The sequence below is a fragment of the Aeromonas sp. 11P genome (assembly GCF_051920165.1).
In the GTDB taxonomy this organism is placed as follows: domain Bacteria; phylum Pseudomonadota; class Gammaproteobacteria; order Enterobacterales; family Aeromonadaceae; genus Aeromonas; species Aeromonas veronii.
Genome location: NZ_JBQBDJ010000004.1, coordinates 112,826 through 132,725 on the forward strand (window position 1 = coordinate 112,826; position 19,900 = coordinate 132,725).

The 19,900-nt window shown below is 58.0% G+C and carries 18 protein-coding genes and 3 tRNA genes; 7 read left to right on the forward strand and 14 right to left on the reverse strand.

Going from position 1 to position 19,900, the window contains the following annotated elements; genetic code table 11:
* From mprF to ACTG1P_RS00870, 7 genes are all read right to left on the reverse strand, one after another.
* On the reverse strand, positions 1 to 2,550 hold the full coding sequence (gene mprF, locus ACTG1P_RS00840) for a bifunctional lysylphosphatidylglycerol flippase/synthetase MprF (RefSeq protein WP_440000195.1): 2,550 nt from the start codon (positions 2,548 to 2,550) through the stop codon (positions 1 to 3).
* 153 nt (positions 2,551 to 2,703) lie between these two features.
* On the reverse strand, positions 2,704 to 2,886 hold the full coding sequence (locus ACTG1P_RS00845) for a hypothetical protein (RefSeq protein ID WP_005337116.1): 183 nt from the start codon (positions 2,884 to 2,886) through the stop codon (positions 2,704 to 2,706).
* A 54-nt stretch (positions 2,887 to 2,940) separates the two neighbouring features.
* Positions 2,941 to 4,266, reverse strand: coding sequence for a two-component system sensor histidine kinase RstB (gene rstB / locus ACTG1P_RS00850; RefSeq protein WP_440000196.1), 1,326 nt, complete (start codon positions 4,264 to 4,266; stop codon positions 2,941 to 2,943).
* Positions 4,267 to 4,287: 21 nt separating this feature from the next.
* Complete coding sequence (rstA, locus tag ACTG1P_RS00855; RefSeq protein ID WP_440000197.1) at positions 4,288 to 4,998, reverse strand: two-component system response regulator RstA; 711 nt, start codon at positions 4,996 to 4,998, stop codon at positions 4,288 to 4,290.
* 313 nt (positions 4,999 to 5,311) lie between these two features.
* Positions 5,312 to 5,387, reverse strand: a tRNA-His gene (locus ACTG1P_RS00860).
* Between the two features lie 52 nt (positions 5,388 to 5,439).
* Positions 5,440 to 5,516: transfer RNA gene (locus ACTG1P_RS00865), tRNA-Arg, on the reverse strand.
* Between the two features lie 37 nt (positions 5,517 to 5,553).
* A tRNA-Pro gene (locus ACTG1P_RS00870) sits at positions 5,554 to 5,630 on the reverse strand.
* A gap of 213 nt (positions 5,631 to 5,843) precedes the next feature.
* Between ACTG1P_RS00870 and folD the strand changes: the two genes are divergently transcribed.
* Positions 5,844 to 6,698 (forward strand): bifunctional methylenetetrahydrofolate dehydrogenase/methenyltetrahydrofolate cyclohydrolase FolD, encoded by an 855-nt coding sequence (gene folD, locus ACTG1P_RS00875; protein WP_005346435.1) that lies wholly within the window; start codon positions 5,844 to 5,846, stop codon positions 6,696 to 6,698.
* Between the two features lie 117 nt (positions 6,699 to 6,815).
* On the opposite strand, the gene cspD is transcribed toward folD, so the two are convergent.
* A complete protein-coding gene (gene cspD, locus ACTG1P_RS00880) occupies positions 6,816 to 7,034 on the reverse strand; it encodes a cold shock-like protein CspD (protein WP_005300025.1) in 219 nt (72 codons plus the stop codon).
* Positions 7,035 to 7,263: 229 nt separating this feature from the next.
* On the opposite strand from cspD, the gene clpS reads away from it, so the two are divergent.
* Together clpS and clpA are read left to right on the forward strand one after the other, a co-directional pair.
* A complete protein-coding gene (clpS, locus tag ACTG1P_RS00885; protein WP_005337111.1) occupies positions 7,264 to 7,581 on the forward strand; it encodes an ATP-dependent Clp protease adapter ClpS in 318 nt (105 codons plus the stop codon).
* 59 nt (positions 7,582 to 7,640) lie between these two features.
* Positions 7,641 to 9,896, forward strand: a complete 2,256-nt coding sequence (gene clpA / locus ACTG1P_RS00890) for an ATP-dependent Clp protease ATP-binding subunit ClpA (protein ID WP_440000198.1) — start codon at positions 7,641 to 7,643, stop codon at positions 9,894 to 9,896.
* Positions 9,897 to 9,964: 68 nt separating this feature from the next.
* Here clpA and infA read toward each other — a convergent pair whose 3' ends face one another.
* From infA to aat, 3 genes are all read right to left on the reverse strand, one after another.
* Positions 9,965 to 10,183, reverse strand: coding sequence for a translation initiation factor IF-1 (gene infA / locus ACTG1P_RS00895; protein WP_005300033.1), 219 nt, complete (start codon positions 10,181 to 10,183; stop codon positions 9,965 to 9,967).
* Positions 10,184 to 10,251: 68 nt separating this feature from the next.
* Positions 10,252 to 10,968 carry an arginyltransferase gene (locus tag ACTG1P_RS00900; RefSeq protein WP_440000199.1) on the reverse strand — a complete coding sequence of 239 codons (717 nt, stop codon included), beginning with the start codon at positions 10,966 to 10,968 and terminating at the stop codon, positions 10,252 to 10,254.
* Entirely contained in the window at positions 10,965 to 11,672 is a 708-nt protein-coding gene (gene aat, locus ACTG1P_RS00905; RefSeq protein WP_440000200.1) for a leucyl/phenylalanyl-tRNA--protein transferase, read from the reverse strand. Before aat ends, ACTG1P_RS00900 begins: the two co-directional genes overlap by 4 nt.
* Before the next feature lie 19 nt (positions 11,673 to 11,691).
* Between aat and ACTG1P_RS00910 the strand changes: the two genes are divergently transcribed.
* Positions 11,692 to 12,162 (forward strand): glycine zipper 2TM domain-containing protein, encoded by a 471-nt coding sequence (locus ACTG1P_RS00910; protein ID WP_005337104.1) that lies wholly within the window; start codon positions 11,692 to 11,694, stop codon positions 12,160 to 12,162.
* A 108-nt stretch (positions 12,163 to 12,270) separates the two neighbouring features.
* Here ACTG1P_RS00910 and ACTG1P_RS00915 read toward each other — a convergent pair whose 3' ends face one another.
* The 3 genes from ACTG1P_RS00915 to ald all read right to left on the reverse strand — a co-directional run bounded on the left by ACTG1P_RS00915 (position 12,271) and on the right by ald (position 15,832).
* On the reverse strand, positions 12,271 to 13,518 hold the full coding sequence (locus ACTG1P_RS00915; protein ID WP_440000201.1) for a diguanylate cyclase: 1,248 nt from the start codon (positions 13,516 to 13,518) through the stop codon (positions 12,271 to 12,273).
* Positions 13,519 to 13,580: 62 nt separating this feature from the next.
* Positions 13,581 to 14,531, reverse strand: coding sequence for a thioredoxin-disulfide reductase (gene trxB, locus ACTG1P_RS00920; protein ID WP_019445530.1), 951 nt, complete (start codon positions 14,529 to 14,531; stop codon positions 13,581 to 13,583).
* Positions 14,532 to 14,716: 185 nt separating this feature from the next.
* Positions 14,717 to 15,832: an alanine dehydrogenase gene (gene ald, locus ACTG1P_RS00925; RefSeq protein ID WP_005337098.1), complete on the reverse strand. Its 1,116-nt coding sequence runs from the start codon at positions 15,830 to 15,832 to the stop codon at positions 14,717 to 14,719.
* Between the two features lie 150 nt (positions 15,833 to 15,982).
* Here ald and lrp point away from each other — a divergent pair, with 150 nt between their 5' ends.
* From lrp to lolA, 3 genes are all read left to right on the forward strand, one after another.
* The gene (lrp, locus tag ACTG1P_RS00930; protein WP_005300047.1) at positions 15,983 to 16,474 is read left to right on the forward strand and encodes a leucine-responsive transcriptional regulator Lrp; all 492 of its coding nucleotides are present in this window, start codon (positions 15,983 to 15,985) and stop codon (positions 16,472 to 16,474) included.
* 202 nt (positions 16,475 to 16,676) lie between these two features.
* A complete protein-coding gene (locus tag ACTG1P_RS00935) occupies positions 16,677 to 19,193 on the forward strand; it encodes a DNA translocase FtsK (RefSeq protein ID WP_376898489.1) in 2,517 nt (838 codons plus the stop codon).
* 80 nt (positions 19,194 to 19,273) lie between these two features.
* Positions 19,274 to 19,882 (forward strand): outer membrane lipoprotein chaperone LolA, encoded by a 609-nt coding sequence (gene lolA, locus ACTG1P_RS00940; protein WP_041236057.1) that lies wholly within the window; start codon positions 19,274 to 19,276, stop codon positions 19,880 to 19,882.
* Positions 19,883 to 19,900 lie beyond the last annotated feature (18 nt).

Genomic DNA, 19,900 nt, shown 5'->3' on the forward strand with positions numbered 1-19,900 from the left:
CTATTTCTTGATCAGCCCCAACGGGCCGCGGCTAATCAGGGTGATCAGGTGAGTCAGGGTTCTGGGCAGTACCAGCTTGCTGCTGCAGAGCAGGTAGCGGGGTTCCCAGCGGGGCGAAAATTTCTCCTTGTAGCGTCTGAGCCCCTGGAAGTTGTAAAAGCGGCTGCCACGGACGAACAGGGTATTGCCAAGACGGGCCCAGTAGCTGTTGAGCGGGTGATCGTTGAAGCCAGACATGGGGGCCATCCCCAGATTGAAGCTGGCGTACCCTTGCGCCTTGCCCCACAGCAGCAGCTCGACAAAGAGAAAATCCATAATGGGGGCAGTACCGGTATCCAGGCTGTAGCGCATCAGATCGATGGAGAGCATCTCCTTGTTATCGCTCACCCAGAGATTGGCAAAGCCGACAATCTGCCCCTCGTGCCACACCAGCGCAGCCGGGCTCAAGGTCAGGTAGTCTGGCTCGAAACGGCCGACCGAGAAGCCCTTCTCCTTGCCCATCTTGCTCTGCAGCCAGGTATCGGAGACGGTCTGTAATCTGGGCAGCAGGGGGGCCACGGCGCTTGCCTCGACCACCTTGAAGGTTAACCCTTCCCGTTTGCCCTTGGCGTGGCTCTGGCGCAGGTTGCGCAGCCGGCTGCCTGCCAGATCGAAGGTGGCCAGATCGACCATCGCCTCTTCACCAAGCTTGAAGGGGATCTGCCCCAGCTCCAGATAGAGCGGCAGATAGCGGGCCGAGACCTGATAGAAAACCGGATTGGCGTCGTGCTCGTCGCACCGCTCGCGAAATTGCCAGAGCAGCTCTTCGATCTGCTCGGGGCGACCGACGGGATCCCCCATCACAATCCAGCTGTTGCCCTCGATGCCATACATCAGGAAGGCGTCGCCGGCGGGGTGGAACAACAGGGACTTGTCCTGCAGCTGGGCCAGATAACCGTGGATCCCCCCTTCGCGCACCACCAGCTCGTGAGCGCGCGCCAGCGTCTCCTTGTCCGGCTTTTCACCGACTACCCGCAGCGGTGCAAGCAGCTGGGCAACCCCGGCAACGGCCAGTACGGCCACCACGCTCCCCATGGCGCGCAGGCCGCGGGCAGCCCCGCCGTGGGGTGAGAAGTGGAACCAGAGGGCGTGGTCATACTCCACCTGACGGTAGGAGAAGAGCAGCAGCCACAGCGCTCCCAGCAGCACGGCGCCGACCGAGATGAGCCAGCCCGGGGTGTACTGGGGATAGAGCAGCGACCCCTTGCGATAGAAGAGAGAACGGCAGGGGGTCATGATGAGCAGGAAGCTGCCGAGCAGCAGGGCTGACTCCCAGTCCCCCCCCTTGAGCAGGGAGAAGGCGATACCCAGAGCCAACAGCAGCTGGGTGATGCGAAACGCGGCGTCGTGACGGCGATAGAGGCTGCGCGCCAGCAGGATCAGGAGGATACCGCTCACGCTGCCGAGCACGTGGGAGAGCTCGAGCAGATGGAGCGGCAGCACTTGCAGCCACACCTCGATGTGGCTGCGCATGGTCGGGATCATCCCCGAGCAAAGCAGCAGGCTACCGGCGGCGAAGGTGCCCATGCTGATAAGGGCAGGCAGAAATTCGCGCACTGCGTTCATCAGCCCCTGTAGACGCTGCCAGCGCGCTTTTTGTTGCAGCATCTCCTGACTCGCAAAGAGCAGCAGGGCACAGAGAAAGGGAAGCAGGTAATAGATGCAGCGATAGAGCAGCAGCGAGGCGAGCAGCTTGTCGGCCGGCAAGTAGTGGGCCAGCAGCAGACTCATGCTCGCTTCGAACACCCCGATCCCGCCCGGCACGTGGGCCAGCACCCCGAGGAAGCTGGCCAGCACGAAGGCACTGAGCAGCACGGGGTAGGGGACGCTATCTGCAGGCAACAGCACAAACAGCACTGCGGCGGCGGCCATCCAGTCGGCCAGCGCGACCAGCAGTTGCAGCAGGCGTATCCGAAAGCCCGGCAGGGTCAGGGTGTGTTTCCGCCAGGATAGACGGCGTGTGGGCCAGCAGAGGTAGCAGGCCACCAACAGCAGAGCCATGACGCCCGCCAGCCTGAACAGGGTATCTGCCCATTGCGGCCAGTCAGGCTGCAACTGTGATACATCGCAGGTCAGTAGGGCGCCACCTCCCCACGCCAACAGGCCGAGGAAGATGGTGATGGAGCAGAACAGCACCACGCGGGCCACTTCTCCGGTGGCGAGCCCCAGTGCAGAGTAGAGGCGATAGCGTACCGAGGTGCCGGTCAGCAGGGCAAATCCCAGGGTGTTGGAGAAGGTGTAGGCGATAAAGGAGGTGATGCTGACCTGTTGCCAGGGAAGGCGTTTGCCCAGCGCATGGAGCGCCAGCATGTCATAGCTGCAGAGGCAACTATAACTGAGCAGGGTCAGCAGCAGGGCGCCCGCCAGTCGCGGCAGGGGTTGGGACCAGATGGCCACACGAATATCGTGCCAGTGCCATGCCTGAGTCAGGTGATACAGCACGGTCAGAGCGGTGCCGAGTAGCAGCAAGCTGCACACGGGGCCGAGCCATTTAAGCAGATGACGCCACATGCCATGTTCCTGTGGTCATTGACCGTTTCCCGCAAAGGGGGAGCCGGGTCGTGGATCCGGTTTGGACGAGGGAGGCGCTCGTCAGGAAAATTTCGGGAAGAGATGGAAAGGGAGGCGTCAGCCTCCCTCTGTGTTATCCAGTGACAGGTTGGATCACTTGGTTTTCGGCGCGACTTTGACGGCAGGGGTCTTGGCGTGGGTGGCTTTATGGTGTTTTTTCACCACCTTGGTCTGGGTTGCCTGCGGTGTGGCTGTCTTGGTCGGGGTGGCCGCCATGGTGAAACCGGAGGTGAGGGCGAAGACGGCAGCCAGGGTCAGGGGAATGATCTTTTTCATGTTCAATTTCCTTATTCGGGTTGATGTGATGGAGCGTTCTCCATGACAGTCATCCTATGACGGTTGCGGCGGCCCTTCAGTGAGCGGTTGGTGACGGTTTGTATCCAAATGTACAGGCAGCGTGAGGCAGAAGCGGGCGCCGTGGTCACTGGCCAGCAACGCCACATCCCCGCCGTGATGGATCGCTATGCTGCGCACTATGGCAAGCCCCAGCCCGGTGCCGCCGGTGCGACGATCCCGGCTCTGATCAAGGCGCACGAACGGCTCGAAGATCTGGGGCGCCAGCGCCGGATCGATCCCCGGTCCATCGTCGCTCACCTCCAGCAAATAGTTCTCCTGCAGCCGCGAGATGGAGAGGGTAACCTCGCTCTCGGCGTAGCGCAGGGCATTGCCGATGAGGTTCTCCACCGCGCGCGTCAGCAGACGCTGATCGCCGCACCAGGGCATGTGGCGTGGCGGCAGATCGAGGGTGAGCCTCTTCTCGGGTGCCAGCGCTTGCCAGTCGCCGAGATGCGCTTGTGCCCAGTGACTGAGCTCAAGCTCGTCCTGTTGCAGCGGCAGTTCGGGTCTATCCAGCTTGGCGTAAGTGAGCATCTCTTCGATAAGCGAGTCCAGCGCTCCCAGATCTCGCTCCAGCGCCTGCTGCTCCTGCTCGGCAGGGGCAGGATCGAGCATGGCAAGCCGATAGCGCAACCGGACTAACGGGGTGCGCAACTCGTGGGCGATGGCATCGGTCAGTTGTTTGCGGCTGGCAATCATGGCCTGCAATTGGGTCGCCATTTGATCGAAGGTGCGTCCCACTCGGGCCAGACTGCTGCCCGGTGGCAGATTGGTTCGGCAGGAGAGATCCCCATCGCCTACGCGACGTGCGGTTTGCTCCAACTGCTGCAAGCCGCGCCAGTGGGGACGCAGCCACAGAAGGATGGGCAGGCCGAGAGAGAGGCCGATCACCAGCAGCAGCCCCACATCGACCCAGTGCAGCTCGTGCAGGTAGGAGAGGTAGGGTACAGGGCCGACAATCAGCACCCGGTCGGTATCGGGGATGCGCTGCAGGAAGGTGTCATCCTCCTCGACGATGACAATGTTGCCGGCGGCCAGAAAGGCCTGATCCTCGCTGGCCAGGGGCTGGCTCACCAGCTCGCCGATCTTGAGGGGGAGGGTAAACTGACTGCTCTGCTCGGCCAGTCGATCGGGCCAGCGCTCAGGCGGGGTTCTTGCCAACTCGCCGGTCAACAGGCCAAGAGAGCCCTGCATCATGCGTTCGAGATAGCGATCACCCGCCCGTTCGGCGGTCACCTGATAGACCACGCCCACCAGCAGGATGGCCAAGGTGAAGCAGCCGATCAGCAACAGATAGAACTGGATAAAGAGACGGCGCATGGCGGTGCTCCCGAAAGAGGGTTATTCCCAGGCGTGGGGGACGAAGAGGTAGCCTTTCTGGCGCACCGTCTTGATCCGGGTCGGGTTGTCGGGGTTATCACCCAGTTTGCGGCGCAGGCGGGAGATGGCCACATCCATGCTGCGATCCTGACCGTCGTACTCCCGGCCGCGCAAGCTGCGAAAAAGGGCTTCCCGACTCAAGATTTGGCCCGCGTGGCAGGCGAGCTCCCACAGCAGATCAAAGTCGGCGGTCGAGAGAGCCACGCTCTCGCCATCGAGCCGCACATCTCGCCCCGGGCCATCCACCCGCAGCCGACCAAATTGCAGCTGCTGGGGACCGCTGCTGGTGGCGACGGGTTGGGTTGATGTTTGCTGGTGTTGGCGAAACTGCACCCGCAACCGGGCCAACAGCACCGGCGGTGGCGTCGTTTTGAGAATGTAGTCGTTGGCGCCCAGCTCCAGACTCAGGATCTGGTTCATGTCACTATCCAGCGAGGTGAGCATAACGATGGGGCCATCAAAGCGTGGCCGCAGCTCCCGGCAGAGGGACATGCCATCTAGCCCCGGCAGCATGATATCGAGCAGCACCAGATCGGGCTGTTCGGCCTCGACCCGGGCCAGCGCCATGTCTCCTCTGGGCTCGAGGATCACTTCCATATCGTGGCGACCGAGCCAACTGCTGATGAGCTGGCCAATCTCGGGATCATCTTCGACAAAAAGAATGCGTTGCATAGAAAAGCTCCGACGGGAAGCAGGAGAGAAGAAGAGCGATCAGCATATCAATGGCGCTTGGGAAATACAGAAAAAGAACCGGGCAGGCTGGTGCGTGGGGGAGTGTGGCTGTGTGTATCGATGGGGAGGCGCACATCGTGACAAATGGGCAGAGCCGCGTTTATCGGTCTGGAGGATGGCCTTGCAGACAAGGCATGGCACAGTCGAGCGCAAAACAAAAAAACCGGCCAAGGCCGGTTTTTCGCGGAGCAGACCAGAAGGTCACTGCACCAAGTCGATGGACATCACCTTGCGGCGATTATCGACGGAATAATGGGGTGGCTGATGGGGCTCGAACCCACGACAACCGGAATCACAATCCGGGACTCTACCAACTGAGCTACAGCCACCACTGAAATTTTCATCAACGCTCGCCAATCCAAAAGGAAAGGGGAGCATTAATGGCGCGCCCTGCAGGATTCGAACCTGCGACCCACGGCTTAGAAGGCCGTTGCTCTATCCAACTGAGCTAAGGGCGCTTTGTACCGACACGTCTTGAGGACGAGTCGATGAACATGGTCGGTGATAAAGGATTCGAACCTTTGACCCTCTGGTCCCAAACCAGATGCGCTACCGGACTGCGCTAATCACCGAAAATCCCTGACCAGCATATCGACATGAGTCGTACTGGGCAACGGGCGGGCATCATAGCCAAGCGTAAGGGGCAGCGTCAACGACTTTTTCCCCCAGTAAATTCAAGTGCCTACTTATTGCCCGCTACAGGTCTGGCGTGCGTCTGCCGCTAACATCCCGGCTAAAAAAATGCGACAATGCGCGGCAGTTGAACACATGGTGAGTGGAGAACGATGTCTGCCAAAATCATAGATGGAAAACAGGTTGCGCAAACGATTCGCAGCCAGGTCGCGGCGCAAGTCCAACAGCGGTTGGCGGCAGGGAAACGGGCTCCAGGGCTGGCAGTCATTCTGGTGGGGGCGGATCCCGCCTCTCAGGTCTATGTCGGCAGCAAACGCCGGGCATGTGAGGAGGTGGGTTTCCTCTCCCGTTCCTATGACCTGAGTGCCACAGCCAGTCAGGAAGAGCTGCTGGCGCTGATTGATCAGCTGAATGCGGATAGCCACGTAGATGGCATTCTGGTTCAGTTGCCGTTGCCGGATCACTTTGATACCACTCAGGTGCTGGAGCGGATCCAGCCTGACAAGGATGTTGACGGTTTCCACCCCTATAACGTTGGCCGTCTGGCCCAACGTATTCCGGCGCTGCGCCCCTGCACTCCGAAAGGGATCATGACGCTGATCGAGACCACCGGCGTGAAGACGCACGGTCTGCATGCGGTCGTGGTGGGGGCCTCCAATATAGTGGGGCGTCCCATGACCCTCGAATTGCTGCTGGCGGGCTGCACAACTACGACCTGTCACCGCTTTACCCGGGATCTGGAAGATCAGGTACGCCGTGCCGATCTGCTGGTTGTCGCAGTCGGCAAGCCCAACTTCATACCTGGGGAGTGGATCAAACCGGGGGCGCTGGTAATCGATGTGGGCATCAACCGTCTGGCTGATGGTTCGCTGGTCGGGGATGTAGAGTTTGAGACGGCGCGCAGCCATGCCTCCTTCATTACCCCGGTACCCGGTGGCGTGGGCCCGATGACGGTCGCCAGCCTGATGGAAAATACCCTGATCGCCTGCAGTGAATATCACGACTGATCATTGCTGGCGATAACCCTGTGATCCCGTGAGGAGGCAGGATTCGCCAGAAATCTGACAATAAAAAACCGGTTGCTCAGGGAGGAACCGGTTTTTTATTTATCCAACGGGTGTTATTTACATATTTTGTGCTTCGTTTGGCACAATCACAGAGGCGTGATTTCCTTTCGGCCCCTGTTGTAGTTCAAAATTGACAGCCTGACCCGCTTTCAGGGTCTTGTAGCCCTCCATTTGAATCGTGGAGTAGTGAGCGAAGATATCCTCACCGCCCCCTTCCGGACAGATAAACCCAAATCCTTTTGCGTTGTTAAACCACTTAACTGTGCCGGTTGCCATACTTCTACATCCTTTTATTGATTACCCAGAAGTCGTTGAGTAACCTGCGCCAGCCCTTTATAACTAGGGACATGAGCCCATAGCAGACGGGCACAGATTAGCAAGTAACCAATCTAGTCTAACTTTTGAGCGAGTCAAGGAGTTGTTAACAACTGATGTGATCTGGTTAACAAGTCTATTGACAACCTTGTGTTAGACGGTAGTAATCTAGAGGTACCAAAGCGCGATTATGAGCAAGCAGAAAGAACTCTTTGCTAATGAAGAGATTGCAGAAGCAGAGAAAACAAAGCTGCAGCCGCCACCCATGTATAAGGTTGTGTTGAACAACGATGACTACACGCCCATGGAGTTTGTGGTGGAGGTGCTGCAAAAGTTCTTTGGTATGGATTTGGACAAGGCGACTCAGGTCATGCTGAGTGTGCATTATAGTGGTAAGGGTGTCTGCGGCATGTTTACCGCAGAGATCGCCGAAACCAAGGTTGTCCAGGTCAACACCTATGCACGTAACAACGAACATCCACTGCTCTGTACTATGGAAAAGGCTTGAATCTGATGACTTGATGGCGAGTGTGACACCACATTGTAGCTGTACTAGGGGAGGTGCCTATGTTGAATAAAGATCTAGAAAAGACGCTGAACGAGGCTTTCAAACTGGCCCGTGACGAGCGCCACGAATTCATGACCGTCGAGCACCTGTTGTTAGCCCTTCTGGATAACAGTTCAGCCCATGAGGCGCTGAGCTCCTGTGGTGCCGATGTCGAGCAGATGCGCAAGGAGATCCGCGCATTCATCACCCAAACTACTCCGCTCATACCGCGCGACGATGAAGATCGTGAAACCCAGCCGACACTGGGCTTCCAGCGCGTGTTGCAGCGTGCCGTCTTCCATGTGCAATCCTCCGGCAATACCGAAGTCAGCGGCGCCAACGTGCTAGTTGCTATCTTCAGTGAGCAGGAGTCACAAGCTGCCTATTTCCTGAAAAAAGCCGAGATCAGCCGTCTCGACGTCGTCAATTTCCTCTCCCACGGGGTGCGCAAGGACAGCAAGCCTGATCTCGGCAGCAATAACAATCCCGAGTCTGATGATGATGTCTCGGCCGCACAGATCGAGAGCTTTGCCACCAACCTGAACCAGCTGGTGCTGGAAGGGCGCATCGATCCGCTGATTGGCCGTGATCAGGAGCTCAACCGTACCATTCAGGTGCTCTGCCGTCGTCGTAAGAACAACCCGCTGCTGGTGGGTGAAGCTGGCGTGGGTAAAACCGCCATTGCCGAAGGCTTGGCCTATCGCATCGTCAAGGGGGATGTCCCTGAGGTGATTGCGGGCAGTACCATCTACTCGCTGGATATGGGCTCTCTGCTGGCGGGCACCAAATACCGTGGTGATTTCGAGAAGCGCCTCAAAGTACTGCTCAAGCAGATTGAGCGTCAGGAAGGGGCCATCCTCTTTATCGACGAGATCCATACCATCATTGGTGCCGGCGCGGCATCCGGTGGTCAGCTGGATGCGGCCAACCTGATCAAGCCGCTGCTCTCCAATGGTTTGCTCCGCTGTGTGGGATCCACCACTTATCAGGAGTACGCCCAGATCTTCGAAAAAGACCGTGCGTTGGCCCGTCGCTTCCAGAAGATCGATATTGTCGAGCCAACTATCGATGACACAACTCGCATCTTGATGGGGCTCAAGAGTCGCTACGAAGCCCACCACGGCGTACGCTATACCGCCAAGGCGATCCGTGCAGCTGCCGAGCTCTCTGCCAAGTACATCAATGATCGTCACCTACCCGACAAGGCGATCGACGTGATCGACGAGGCGGGTGCCGGTCAACGGTTGCTGCCGGCGAGCAAGCGCAAGAAAGTGATCAATGTGCAGGAGATTGAGTCCATCGTTGCCAAGATTGCCCGCATTCCGGAGAAATCAGTCTCCTCCTCTGATAAGGAGGTGCTGAAGCACCTGGAGCGCAATCTCAAGATGGTGGTCTTTGGTCAGGACAAGGCTATTGAGGTGCTGGCTGATGCCATCCGCCTGTCACGCTCGGGCCTTGGCAACGAGCGTCGCCCGGTTGGTTGCTTCCTGTTTGCCGGCCCCACCGGTGTCGGTAAAACAGAGGTGACCCAGCAGTTGGGCAAAGCATTGGGTGTCGAGATGCTGCGCTTTGATATGTCCGAGTACATGGAACGCCATACCGTATCTCGCCTGATTGGTGCGCCTCCCGGCTATGTCGGTTTTGAACAGGGTGGTTTGCTGACCGATGCGGTGATCAAGCATCCCCACTCGGTAGTGTTGCTCGACGAGATTGAGAAGGCGCACCCGGATGTGTTCAACCTGCTGTTGCAGGTGATGGATAACGGAACCCTGACCGATAACAATGGGCGCAAGGCAGATTTCCGTAATGTGATTCTGGTAATGACCACCAACGCCGGTGTGCAGGAGACCCAGCGCAAGTCGATTGGCTTCCAGCAACAGGATTTGAGCCACGATGCCATGGCGGTGATCAACAAGACCTTCAGTCCGGAGTTTCGTAACCGGCTTGATCACACCATCTGGTTCAACCATCTCGATATGACGGTGATCCATCAGGTGGTCGACAAGTTCATTGTCGAGTTGCAGGTTCAACTGGATGCGAAGGGAGTCTCTCTCGAGGTGTCCGAGCGTGCCCGCCACTGGTTGGCAGAGAAGGGATATGACAGAGCCATGGGGGCCAGACCGATGGGTCGGATTATCCAGGAGCACCTCAAGAAACCCCTGGCCAACGAGATCCTGTTCGGCTCACTGGTTGACGGGGGAATTGTGAAGGTTGAGTTGGTAAATGACAGCCTCAGCTTTGATTTTCAGGTCAATGTTGAAGCTGTTTCCCACTAAGCGTCAGTGATCAGAAAACGACAAAAAACCCCAACCGAAAGGTTGGGGTTTTTTGCTGAATTCCTGGCTTAGCGAGAGCGGAAAACAATACGTCCCTTGGAGAGATCGTAGGGAGTCAGTGCTACCGTTACTTTGTCTCCAGTCAGGATACGTATGTAGTTTTTGCGCATCTTGCCTGAAATATGAGCGATAACCACGTGACCATTCTCCAGTTCCACACGGAACATGGTATTGGGCAGGGTTTCGAGAATAGTGCCCTGCATCTCAATACTGTCTTCTTTAGCCATTGAATCCTCTTGATAAGCCACAACAAAAAACCGCTGGATCATGCCGGATTTAAGGCTATGTGTAAAGTTTACTCGGGCTTGGTGCCGATATTTTTCCATTCCCCCTGAATTAACAGCTCATGAGGGAGGTAATTGCGTTTGTAATTCATCTTGCGGCACGCCTCCACCAGATAGCCAAGATAGAGCCAGCTTCGCCCGGTTCTCCTGGCCAGATCGAGCTGGCAAAGGATGGCAAAGGTGCCCAGGGAGCGATCGGCATAATCTGGATCGAAGAAGGTGTACATGGCGCTCAAGGAGTGGGGTAGCAGGTCTGTGGTAGCCACGCCGATAAGACGGCCCTCCTTGCGCATCTCCAGATAGAGTGGCGGCATCCAGTCACAATGGAGAAAACCGCGATACTGGCTGCGGTTGGGGGGATACATGCTGCCATCGTGGTGGCGTTCGCGGATATAGCGTTCGTAGAGCAGGTAATACTCGGGTTTGTCATCGTAGCTCAGGACGATCTCGATATCCCTGTTGAGCTGGCGGATCCGTTTCTGGCCGCGGCTGGGGCGAAAGCGTTCGCTGTGAATACGAAGGGACTGGCAGGCATGGCACGTTGGGCAGTGGGGGCGATAGATGTCGTTGCCACTGCGGCGAAAACCGGCAGTCAACAATCGCTCGTAACCGTTGGCGTTGAGCAGATTGTGATCCATCAGCACCAGCAACTGTTCCTGCTCATGGTTCAGATAACTGCAGGGATGCTTGGGAGTCAGCCCTACTTTTAGGATCACTTCTTCAGTCATAGGCTGATCTCCCCCTCTTGCCAGCAGGAAGCCAACAGTGGTTGATGGCCAAGGCGCGCCAGCTCGGCCAGGAAACGGGCCCTTGGCCACTCCTCGATACCCTGGGTCGCCAGAAACGGGTTTTGCATCTGGCAATCGATAAGTGCTCCACCATGGCGTGAAAAGTGGCTACAGAGTGCTACCATGGCAAGTTTGGCGCCGTTATCAATCCGGCTGAACATGGATTCACCGCAAAACAGTCGGCCGATAGAGAGGCCATACAGTCCCGCTTGCAGCTCTCCCTCCTGCCAGATCTCGATAGAGTGGGCATGACCCAGCCGATGCAACTGCTGGTAGGCCTCGATCATGGGTTGGCTGATCCAGGTGGCATCGGCAGTGCGACGAGGGGCGGCGCAGGCGGTGATGACTTCATTAAAGGCGCGATTGACGGAAATATCGAATGGGGTACGGCGGATAATCTTCTGCAGTGTCCGCCCCACATGGAGTTGGTCGGGACGGATCACCCCGCGGGGATCCGGTGACCACCACAGGGTCGGCTGGTGGGGTTCATTCCACGGGAAGATCCCCTTGTGGTAAGCTGCCAGCAATCTGGCAGGGGAGAGATCCCCGCCGATCGCCAGCAAGCCGTTGGGCTCTTCCAGCGCATGGCTGGGGTCGGGAAACCAGCAAAGCTCATCATCCAGTTGGGTAAGATAGCGAGACATAAGGCAACGAGGTTCATAGATGAAGGCCATTATCCTGATAGTATCCAGCTTGCTCTGCTTTGTCACGGCGCCCGCCGGGGCGGAGGTCTACCAGCGCAATACCGCGCGGCCGGTCAATCAGGTGGTGTTTGGTCAGGTTGAAACGGTGCGCAATATTACCCAGCGCCAGATCCTGGAGTCAGAGCACTCTGGCTGGAAGACGCTGGGTGGAGCGGTGCTGGGCGGCCTGCTTGGCAACCAGTTTGGCGGCGGTCATGGCCGTGAAATCGCCACTGCCGTCGGGGCGCTCGCGGGAGCTGCGGCTGCGCAGCAATACCAGTCCGGGGGAACCGTGGTGGAAAACAAGTTGGTGGAGCTGCTGATCCGCAACGAGCAAAATGCCCTTATCAACGTGATCCAGGATTATGATCCCGCCATGGTCTTTGCCAATGGAGACAAAGTTCGCATTCTCTACTTCGATGATGGGGTGCGGGTCGACAAGACCTACTGACTTTCGATAGTCATGGTGATGGGGAGACTATGGCAGGAAAGGAACCCGCAGACTCTCCTGCTGGAAAGTCTGTCGGGCGGTAATACACGGGACTGATGCCCTGAGGATTCAGATAGCTGTCTCTTGAGAGACTATCTTGTCGCGGCCGGTGTTCTTTGCCTGATAGAGCAGCCGATCCGCTACGCTCAGCGCCTCGTCCATGGATATCCGCCCGACGCTGATCACGCCGTAACTGGCGCGAACAAAGAGCGGGGTTTCCGGTGACAAGGGTTGCTGGCGCAGCTGCTGACGCAGCCCTTCAAGACGCTTGAGCAACACGGGGACGGTACAGTGAGGCACCATCATGGCAAACTCCTCTCCGCCAAACCGGGCGATCATGGCATCGGGGAAGAACTGGGTCAGTAGCCGGGTCAGATGGCAGAGCAGTTGATCGCCGATGGCATGGCCCCAGTGATCGTTGACCTGCTTGAAGTGATCCACATCGAGCACACAGAGTGCCAGAGGAGTCTGCTGGCGCTGATGCTCTTCAAACCATTTTTGCCCTTCGTTGAACCAGTAGCGCCGGTTGTAGAGACCGGTCAGGTAGTCGCGATTGGCTGACTCCTGAATGCTGTTGAACTGCTCGAGCGCTTCCAGATTGTGGCTGACCCGACACTGCAGCTCTTCCGGCTCGAACGGCTGGTTGAGAAAGTCGTTGGCGCCTTGCTTGAGGTAGCGAGCAGAGAGACCGCGTTTGTCCGAGACCGAGATCCCGATAATCGCGAGCTGCTGCTTGCTGTATCGCTCTCTCAGCATCCGCACCAGACTGATGCCATCGATATCCGGCATATAGTAGTCGACCAGTGCCAGCCGGATGTCCGGGTGTTGCTCCAGCATCGCCATCGCTTCACGGGCATGACTGGCCTCATGCACCTGCAACAACTGCTTGCGCAACTGGGCCATGGTGCGGTGACGGGAGGTGCGTGAGTCGTCGACCACCAGCACTTCGATGGACTGGTTGAGATAGAGGCGGTGCACCAGACTGACTGCATATTGCAGCGAGTGGCGCGAATCCTTCATCACATAGTCCAGCACGCCGGTTTCCAGCCAGGCGGCACGTTTATCCTCGCTGATGTCAGCAGTGAGGATCACCACCGGCAAACCTCGAGCCAGCAGCTCGTTGACCGCTTCGCCACGGGGCGCATCCGGCAAGGTCAGGTCCACCAGCGCGACCACATACTCCTCGCCCCGACAGTGACGGGCGCCTTCGAGGGTATCGAAGGCGTCAATCTCGAGGCCAGTTTGCTGGGCAATGGCCTGAGTCAGCATACGGCGGATGGTCAGGCTATCTTCGACAATCAATATCTTCTGTTTCATTAGACTCCTTTAAATAAAAAAGGCATACCGACTGGTATGCCTTATATCACAACTGCGCTTGTTTATTGCGCGTCAAGGTAGCGTTCGGCATCGAGGGCTGCCATGCAGCCGGTACCGGCAGAGGTGATCGCCTGACGGTAGTTGTGGTCGGCCACATCGCCGGCAGCGAAGACACCTTCAATGCTGGTCTGGGTGGCAAAACCGTCGAGGCCGCCACGTACCTTCAGATAGCCGTTTTGCATCTCCAGCTGGCCATCGAAGATCTGGGTATTGGGCTGGTGGCCGATGGCGATGAAGACGCCCATCAGCGGCAGCTCGCTGGTGCTGTTGTCCTGAGTGTTGCGCAGGCGCACACCGGTGACCCCCATCTGATCGCCCAGCACTTCGTCCAGGGTCTGGTGGGTGTGCAGCACGATGTTGCCGCTCGCAACCTTGTCGTGCAGACGCTTGATCAGGATCTTCTCGGCCCGGAACTCGTCGCGGCGGTGGATCAGGTGCACCTTCTTGGCGATGTTGGCCAGATACAAGGCTTCTTCAACTGCGGTGTTGCCGCCGCCGATCACCGCCACTTCCTGATTGCGGTAGAAGAAACCGTCACAGGTGGCACAGGCGGAGACGCCGCGACCCTTGAAGGCCTCTTCGGAGGGCAGGCCCAGATACTTGGCGGAGGCGCCGGTCGCGATGATCAGGGCATCGCAGGTGTATTCGCCGTTGTCCCCTTTGAGGCGGAACGGGCGCTGAGTCAGTTCGACACTGTTGATGTGATCAAACAGGATGCGGGTATCGAACTTCTCTGCATGCTCTTTCATGCGCTCCATCAGGGCAGGGCCGGTCAGGCCTTCCGGATCACCTGGCCAGTTCTCCACTTCGGTGGTGGTGGTCAGCTGACCCCCTTGCTGCATGCCGGTGATGAGCAGGGGATTGAGGTTGGCGCGGGCGGCGTAGACGGCCGCGGTGTAACCGGCCGGGCCTGACCCTAAGATCAGCAATTTGCTGTGAGTGACTTGGCTCATGATGTCATTTCCGGGATGTGATGAGTTTGCGCGATTGTAGGTAATTCGTGATCCGGGGTCAAAGGCTGGTGAGTCGATTGCACTAATCGTGTTCACAAGGGGTGACATGCAAAATAAAGGAATAAAAAAACCGCCCATCGCGGGCGGATTTTCACTCATCTCCAACTGGCGCAGGCCAGCGCAGATCAGTTCAGCAGGGTCAGGGGATCCGTGTAGGCAAGGCCATGTGCCACGGCCACTTCCTTGCAGGTGAGCTTGCCCTCCATCACGTTGAGCCCGTGCAGCAGGTTGGGATCGCTCAGCAGTGCCTGACGATACCCTTGCTGGGCCAGCTTGATAATAAAGGGGAGGGTGGCATTGTTGAGCGCCACGGTCGAGGTGCGGGCCACCGCCCCCGGCATGTTGGCGACACAGTAGTGCACCACCTCATCGACAATATAGGTTGGATCCTGGTGGGTGGTGGCGTGGGAGGTTTCCACGCAGCCGCCCTGATCGATGGCCACATCGACGATGGCAGAACCCGGCTTCATGCGCGCAATGTGGTCACGGCGGACAAGTTTTGGCGCAGTGGCACCTGGTACCAGCACACCGCCGATGACCAGATCGGCCGCCAGCAGATGGCGTTCCAGGGTCTCGCTGTTGGAATAGACCACTTTGGCCGCTCCCTGGAACTCGTTATCGAGACGGCGAAGGGTATCGACGTTGTTGTCGAGGATGGTCACATCTGCGCGCAGGCCAATGGCCATGCGGGCTGCATTGGAGCCGACCACGCCGCCACCGATGATCACCACCTTGGCCGGTTCGACACCGGGTACGCCGCCGAGCAGCACACCGCTACCACCGCGCGATTTTTCCAGCGCTTGGGCACCTGCCTGAATAGACATGCGACCTGCGACTTCCGACATGGGGGCCAGCAGGGGCAGGCCGCCACGGCCGTCGGTGACGGTTTCATAGGCGATACAGATGGCGCCGCTTTTCAGCAGGGCTTCGGTCTGGGGCAAGTCTGGCGCCAGATGCAGATAAGTGAACAGGGTTTGACCCGGACGCAGCATGGCACATTCGACAGGCTGAGGTTCCTTGACCTTGACGATCATCTCGGCTTTGGCGAAAACCTCTGCTGCAGAGGCCAAAATTTCGGCTCCAACAGCGATATAATCTGCATCGCTGAAGCCAATGCCGTTTCCGGCACCGCTTTGGACGAAAACAGTATGGTTTCGTGCTGTCAGTTCACGTACACTGGCCGGAACCATGCCTACGCGGTATTCATGGTTTTTTATCTCTTTAGGTACACCGATAATCATGCTATCCCTCGTCTATAGATTGGTGTTTCATGTTGCCAAAATGTTAACCAACATTTGCGCCTAGTATATTCAGGTATTGACAGGATTTGTGACCATAATTATAAAATGACTGGTGATTCTTACCAAAAAATAGCCAAAGGATGGAATAAAATGATGGAAGCTAAGAGTCGGCTAAAGGATTTGGACAGGATTGACCGCAACATTCTTAATGAACTGCAAAAGGATGGCAGGATTTCGAATGTTGAGTTGTCCAAGCGAGTTGGCCTGAGTCCTACACCGTGTCTGGAACGGGTTCGTCGCCTCGAGCGACAAGGTTATATCGAAGGATATGCCGCTATTCTGAACCCTCATTATCTGGACGCATCTCTGCTGGTGTTTGTAGAGATAACCCTCAATCGCGGGGCGCCTGATGTGTTTGAACAGTTCAACAAGGCTGTTCAGGTGCTCGAAGAGATCCAGGAGTGTCATCTGGTTTCCGGTGACTTCGACTATCTGCTCAAGACCCGAGTCAGCGACATGTCGGCTTACCGCCGTCTGTTGGGGGAAACCCTGCTGCGTCTGCCCGGTGTCAATGACACCCGTACCTACGTGGTGATGGAAGAGGTCAAGCAGAGCAGTCGTCTGGTGATCAGCACCCGATAAAGCAGGTTATGCCGTGGTATCTTTTCCATATGAGACACCATGACAGTCAGAAACGAGCGGCCGGTCCGCTCGTTTCTTCTTGTAAAGATAATTGCAAATATGGCCCCGTCCCATCAGGCTCTGGCTGACAATCGATGGGCTTTTCGGGGATACTAGGCCCCCTTATTTCCTGCATTACATGTTTTCAGAAAGGAGCCGGAGTTTGGCCGATAAAAAGCTGTTTACTCCTTTATCAGGTACACAACGGATCTTCGAAGCCGTCTTGATCGCCATCACCCTGATGGCTGCTTATCTTCTGCTTGCCCTGTTGTCCTATCATCCCGCTGATCCCGGCTGGTCCCAGACCTCCTGGCAAGGGGAGGTGAAGAACCTCGCCGGTAGTGCCGGTGCCTGGCTCGCCGACATCACCATGTTTACCTTTGGTGCCTTCTCCTATCTGGTGCCGCCGCTGGTGGTGCTGCTGGGCTGGAGTCTGTTCTGGCGCCCGAGCCGTCTGCTTGATGTGGATTACCTCACCCTGGGGGTGCGGATCATCGGCTTTATCCTGACTGTGCTCGGCATGTCGGCCATTGCCAGCATGAACTTCAACGATATGCAAAACTTCTCCGCCGGTGGTCTGGTGGGGGATGTGATCGCTTCTGCAGTGGTGCCGCTGTTTGGCGGCGTCGGGGCCAACCTGATGCTGCTCTGCTTCGTGGCAACCGGCATCACCCTGTTTACCGGCTGGTCCTGGCTCACCATCGTCGAGCAGATCGGCGCGGCCTGTACCGGTTCTGTCAGCGCTGTTTACCACTTTCCGACCACCCTCGGCCGCTGGCTGACCGGTGGCTGGCGTCAACCCCGCAACGAGGGGCCGGATCCCTTGCTGGAAGGCGGGGTAGGGGCCATCGCGTTTGATGATGAGGAAGATGAGCCGCACACCAGCTGGACTCGCAAGCCCAAGGCCAAGAATCAGAAGGCTGCCGCCGAAGAGTGGCTGCCGGAACTCGACGACGATACCTTCGAGTTCGATCCCCAGTTTGATGATGAAGATGATGAGCCGGCTCCGGCTGCCAAGCCCAAACGTGCGGTGGCGGCCGCCAATGGTCGCCGCCAGCCGGTACTGGCTGTGGCCGATGACGATGATGAGGACGATCTGGATCTGCCCTGGGCCGAAGGGGACGACGAGGTTGCCGCGCCGGTAGCCGTCGCACCGACCAAGCCCAAGCGTCGTCCGCAATCTACGCTGCCGCCGTTGCCGAGTATCGAACTGCTCGACCGTCCACCCGCCAAGACCCAGATGATGAGCAAGGATGAGCTGGATCGCATGGGCCGTCTGGTGGAGGCCAAGCTTGCCGACTACAACGTGCAGGCCAAGGTGGTGGGTGTCTATCCGGGTCCGGTCATTACCCGTTTTGAACTGGATCTGGCGCCGGGCATGAAGGCGAGCAAGATCACCAACCTCTCGCGCGATCTGGCACGTTCCCTCTCTGCCAGCAGCGTGCGGGTGGTGGAAGTGATCCCGGGTAAAACCTATGTCGGTATCGAGCTGCCCAACCGGGTGCGCCAGACCGTTTACCTGCGTGAAACCCTCGACTGCGATGCTTTCCGCGATAGCCGCAACCCGCTCACCATGGGCCTGGGTCAGGACATCGCCGGGGAGCCGGTGGTGGTGAACCTGGCCAAGATGCCGCACCTGCTGGTGGCCGGTACCACAGGTTCCGGTAAGTCGGTAGGGGTCAACACCATGATCATCTCGATGCTCTACAAGTCATCCCCCGATGATCTGCGCTTCATCATGATCGATCCCAAGATGCTGGAACTCTCCGTCTACGAAGGGATCCCGCATCTGCTGACCGAGGTGGTGACCGACATGAAGGACGCCGCCAACGCCCTGCGCTGGTGCGTGGGTGAGATGGAGCGCCGTTACAAGCTGATGTCGGCGGTCGGGGTGCGCAACCTCAAGGGCTACAACGACAAGGTACTGGCTGCCATCGAGGAGGGGGAACCCCTGCTGGATCCGTTGTGGCGCCCGGGTGACTCCATGGATCAGATGCCGCCGGAGCTGGAGAAGCTGCCCCACATCGTGGTGGTGGTGGACGAATTTGCCGACATGATGATGATCGTCGGCAAGAAGGTGGAAGAGCTGATCGCCCGTATCGCCCAGAAGGCGCGGGCCGCCGGTATTCACCTTATTTTGGCAACCCAGCGTCCGTCAGTGGATGTGATTACCGGTCTTATCAAGGCCAACATCCCGACCCGTATTTCGTTCCAGGTATCGAGCAAGATCGACTCCCGTACCATTATCGATCAGGGCGGCGCCGAATCTCTGCTCGGTATGGGCGACATGCTCTACATGCCGGCTGGTACCTCCAACCCGACCCGGGTACACGGTGCCTTTGTTGATGACCACGAAGTGCACAAGGTGGTGGCGGACTGGAAACTGCGCGGCGAGCCGAACTACATCGAGGAGATCCTCTCCGGTGAGTCGGGTGGCGAAGGTGGCAGCGGTGAATATGGCAGTGGTGGCGATGAAGAGCTGGACCCCCTGTTCGACGAAGCTGTCGCTTTTGTGGTGGAGTCCCGCCGTGGCTCGACCTCCAGCGTCCAGCGCAAGTTCAAGATTGGTTACAACCGGGCAGCCCGTCTCATCGAGCAGATGGAGAATCAGGGCATCGTCAGTTCACCGGGTGGCAATGGTCAGCGCGACGTGCTGGCACCGCCGCCGGTGCGGGACTAAGCCTCACCGTTTCATACTATCCCTGGCCATGCCCTCCGCGGGCGTGGCCTTTTATCGAGAGCGTCTTTATGAAGAGCGTGATGAAAAAACAACTGTTGATGGGTACCGTGTTGCTGATGGCGAGCAGCCAGGTGTGGGCCGATGCGGCCAGCGATCTCAAACAGAAGCTGGCGGGTGTCAGCCTCTTCTCCGCCAAATTTGCCCAGACCGTCTATGACAGCAAGGGCAAGGAGCTGCAAAAGGCCAGCGGCGATCTGCTGGTGCAGCGGCCAAACCGTTTCAACTGGCATACCACCTCGCCGGACGAGAGCCTGATCGTGGCCGATGGTCAGGATGTCTGGGTCTATGATCCCTTCGTCGAGCAGGTCACTGCCCTCAAGCTGAAAGATGCGGTGCTCAACACCCCCTTTATTCTGATCGCTGGCAATGACGACAAGTTCTGGAAGAACTATGACGTGACCCAAGAGGGCGATGTCTATACCGTCACCAGTCGCAACAAGGATGAGCTGATCGCCTCCTTCCGTGTCACTTTCGACAGACAAGACAACATCAGTCGTTTCGATGTGAAAGAGGCGCAAGGGCAGTGGAGTGAATTCACCCTGAGCAGCTTCAACCGCAAGCCAGTGCTCAAGGGCAACGAATTTGTTTTCAAGATCCCGAAGGGGGTCGAGCTGGACGACCAGCGCTAATGAGCAAGCGGTCGTTGG

Excerpts from the sequence above, each read along its gene's own strand:
- mprF (WP_440000195.1), bottom strand. The coding sequence starts at position 2,550 with ATGTGGCGTCATCTGCTTAAATGGCTCGGCCCCGTGTGCAGCTTGCTG.
- ACTG1P_RS00845 (WP_005337116.1), bottom strand. The coding sequence starts at position 2,886 with ATGAAAAAGATCATTCCCCTGACCCTGGCTGCCGTCTTCGCCCTCACC.
- rstB (WP_440000196.1), bottom strand. The coding sequence starts at position 4,266 with ATGCGCCGTCTCTTTATCCAGTTCTATCTGTTGCTGATCGGCTGCTTC.
- rstA (WP_440000197.1), bottom strand. The coding sequence starts at position 4,998 with ATGCAACGCATTCTTTTTGTCGAAGATGATCCCGAGATTGGCCAGCTC.
- folD (WP_005346435.1), top strand. The coding sequence starts at position 5,844 with ATGTCTGCCAAAATCATAGATGGAAAACAGGTTGCGCAAACGATTCGC.
- cspD (WP_005300025.1), bottom strand. The coding sequence starts at position 7,034 with ATGGCAACCGGCACAGTTAAGTGGTTTAACAACGCAAAAGGATTTGGG.
- clpS (WP_005337111.1), top strand. The coding sequence starts at position 7,264 with ATGAGCAAGCAGAAAGAACTCTTTGCTAATGAAGAGATTGCAGAAGCA.
- clpA (WP_440000198.1), top strand. The coding sequence starts at position 7,641 with ATGTTGAATAAAGATCTAGAAAAGACGCTGAACGAGGCTTTCAAACTG.
- infA (WP_005300033.1), bottom strand. The coding sequence starts at position 10,183 with ATGGCTAAAGAAGACAGTATTGAGATGCAGGGCACTATTCTCGAAACC.
- ACTG1P_RS00900 (WP_440000199.1), bottom strand. The coding sequence starts at position 10,968 with ATGACTGAAGAAGTGATCCTAAAAGTAGGGCTGACTCCCAAGCATCCC.
- aat (WP_440000200.1), bottom strand. The coding sequence starts at position 11,672 with ATGTCTCGCTATCTTACCCAACTGGATGATGAGCTTTGCTGGTTTCCC.
- ACTG1P_RS00910 (WP_005337104.1), top strand. The coding sequence starts at position 11,692 with ATGAAGGCCATTATCCTGATAGTATCCAGCTTGCTCTGCTTTGTCACG.
- ACTG1P_RS00915 (WP_440000201.1), bottom strand. The coding sequence starts at position 13,518 with ATGAAACAGAAGATATTGATTGTCGAAGATAGCCTGACCATCCGCCGT.
- trxB (WP_019445530.1), bottom strand. The coding sequence starts at position 14,531 with ATGAGCCAAGTCACTCACAGCAAATTGCTGATCTTAGGGTCAGGCCCG.
- ald (WP_005337098.1), bottom strand. The coding sequence starts at position 15,832 with ATGATTATCGGTGTACCTAAAGAGATAAAAAACCATGAATACCGCGTA.
- lrp (WP_005300047.1), top strand. The coding sequence starts at position 15,983 with ATGATGGAAGCTAAGAGTCGGCTAAAGGATTTGGACAGGATTGACCGC.
- lolA (WP_041236057.1), top strand. The coding sequence starts at position 19,274 with ATGAAAAAACAACTGTTGATGGGTACCGTGTTGCTGATGGCGAGCAGC.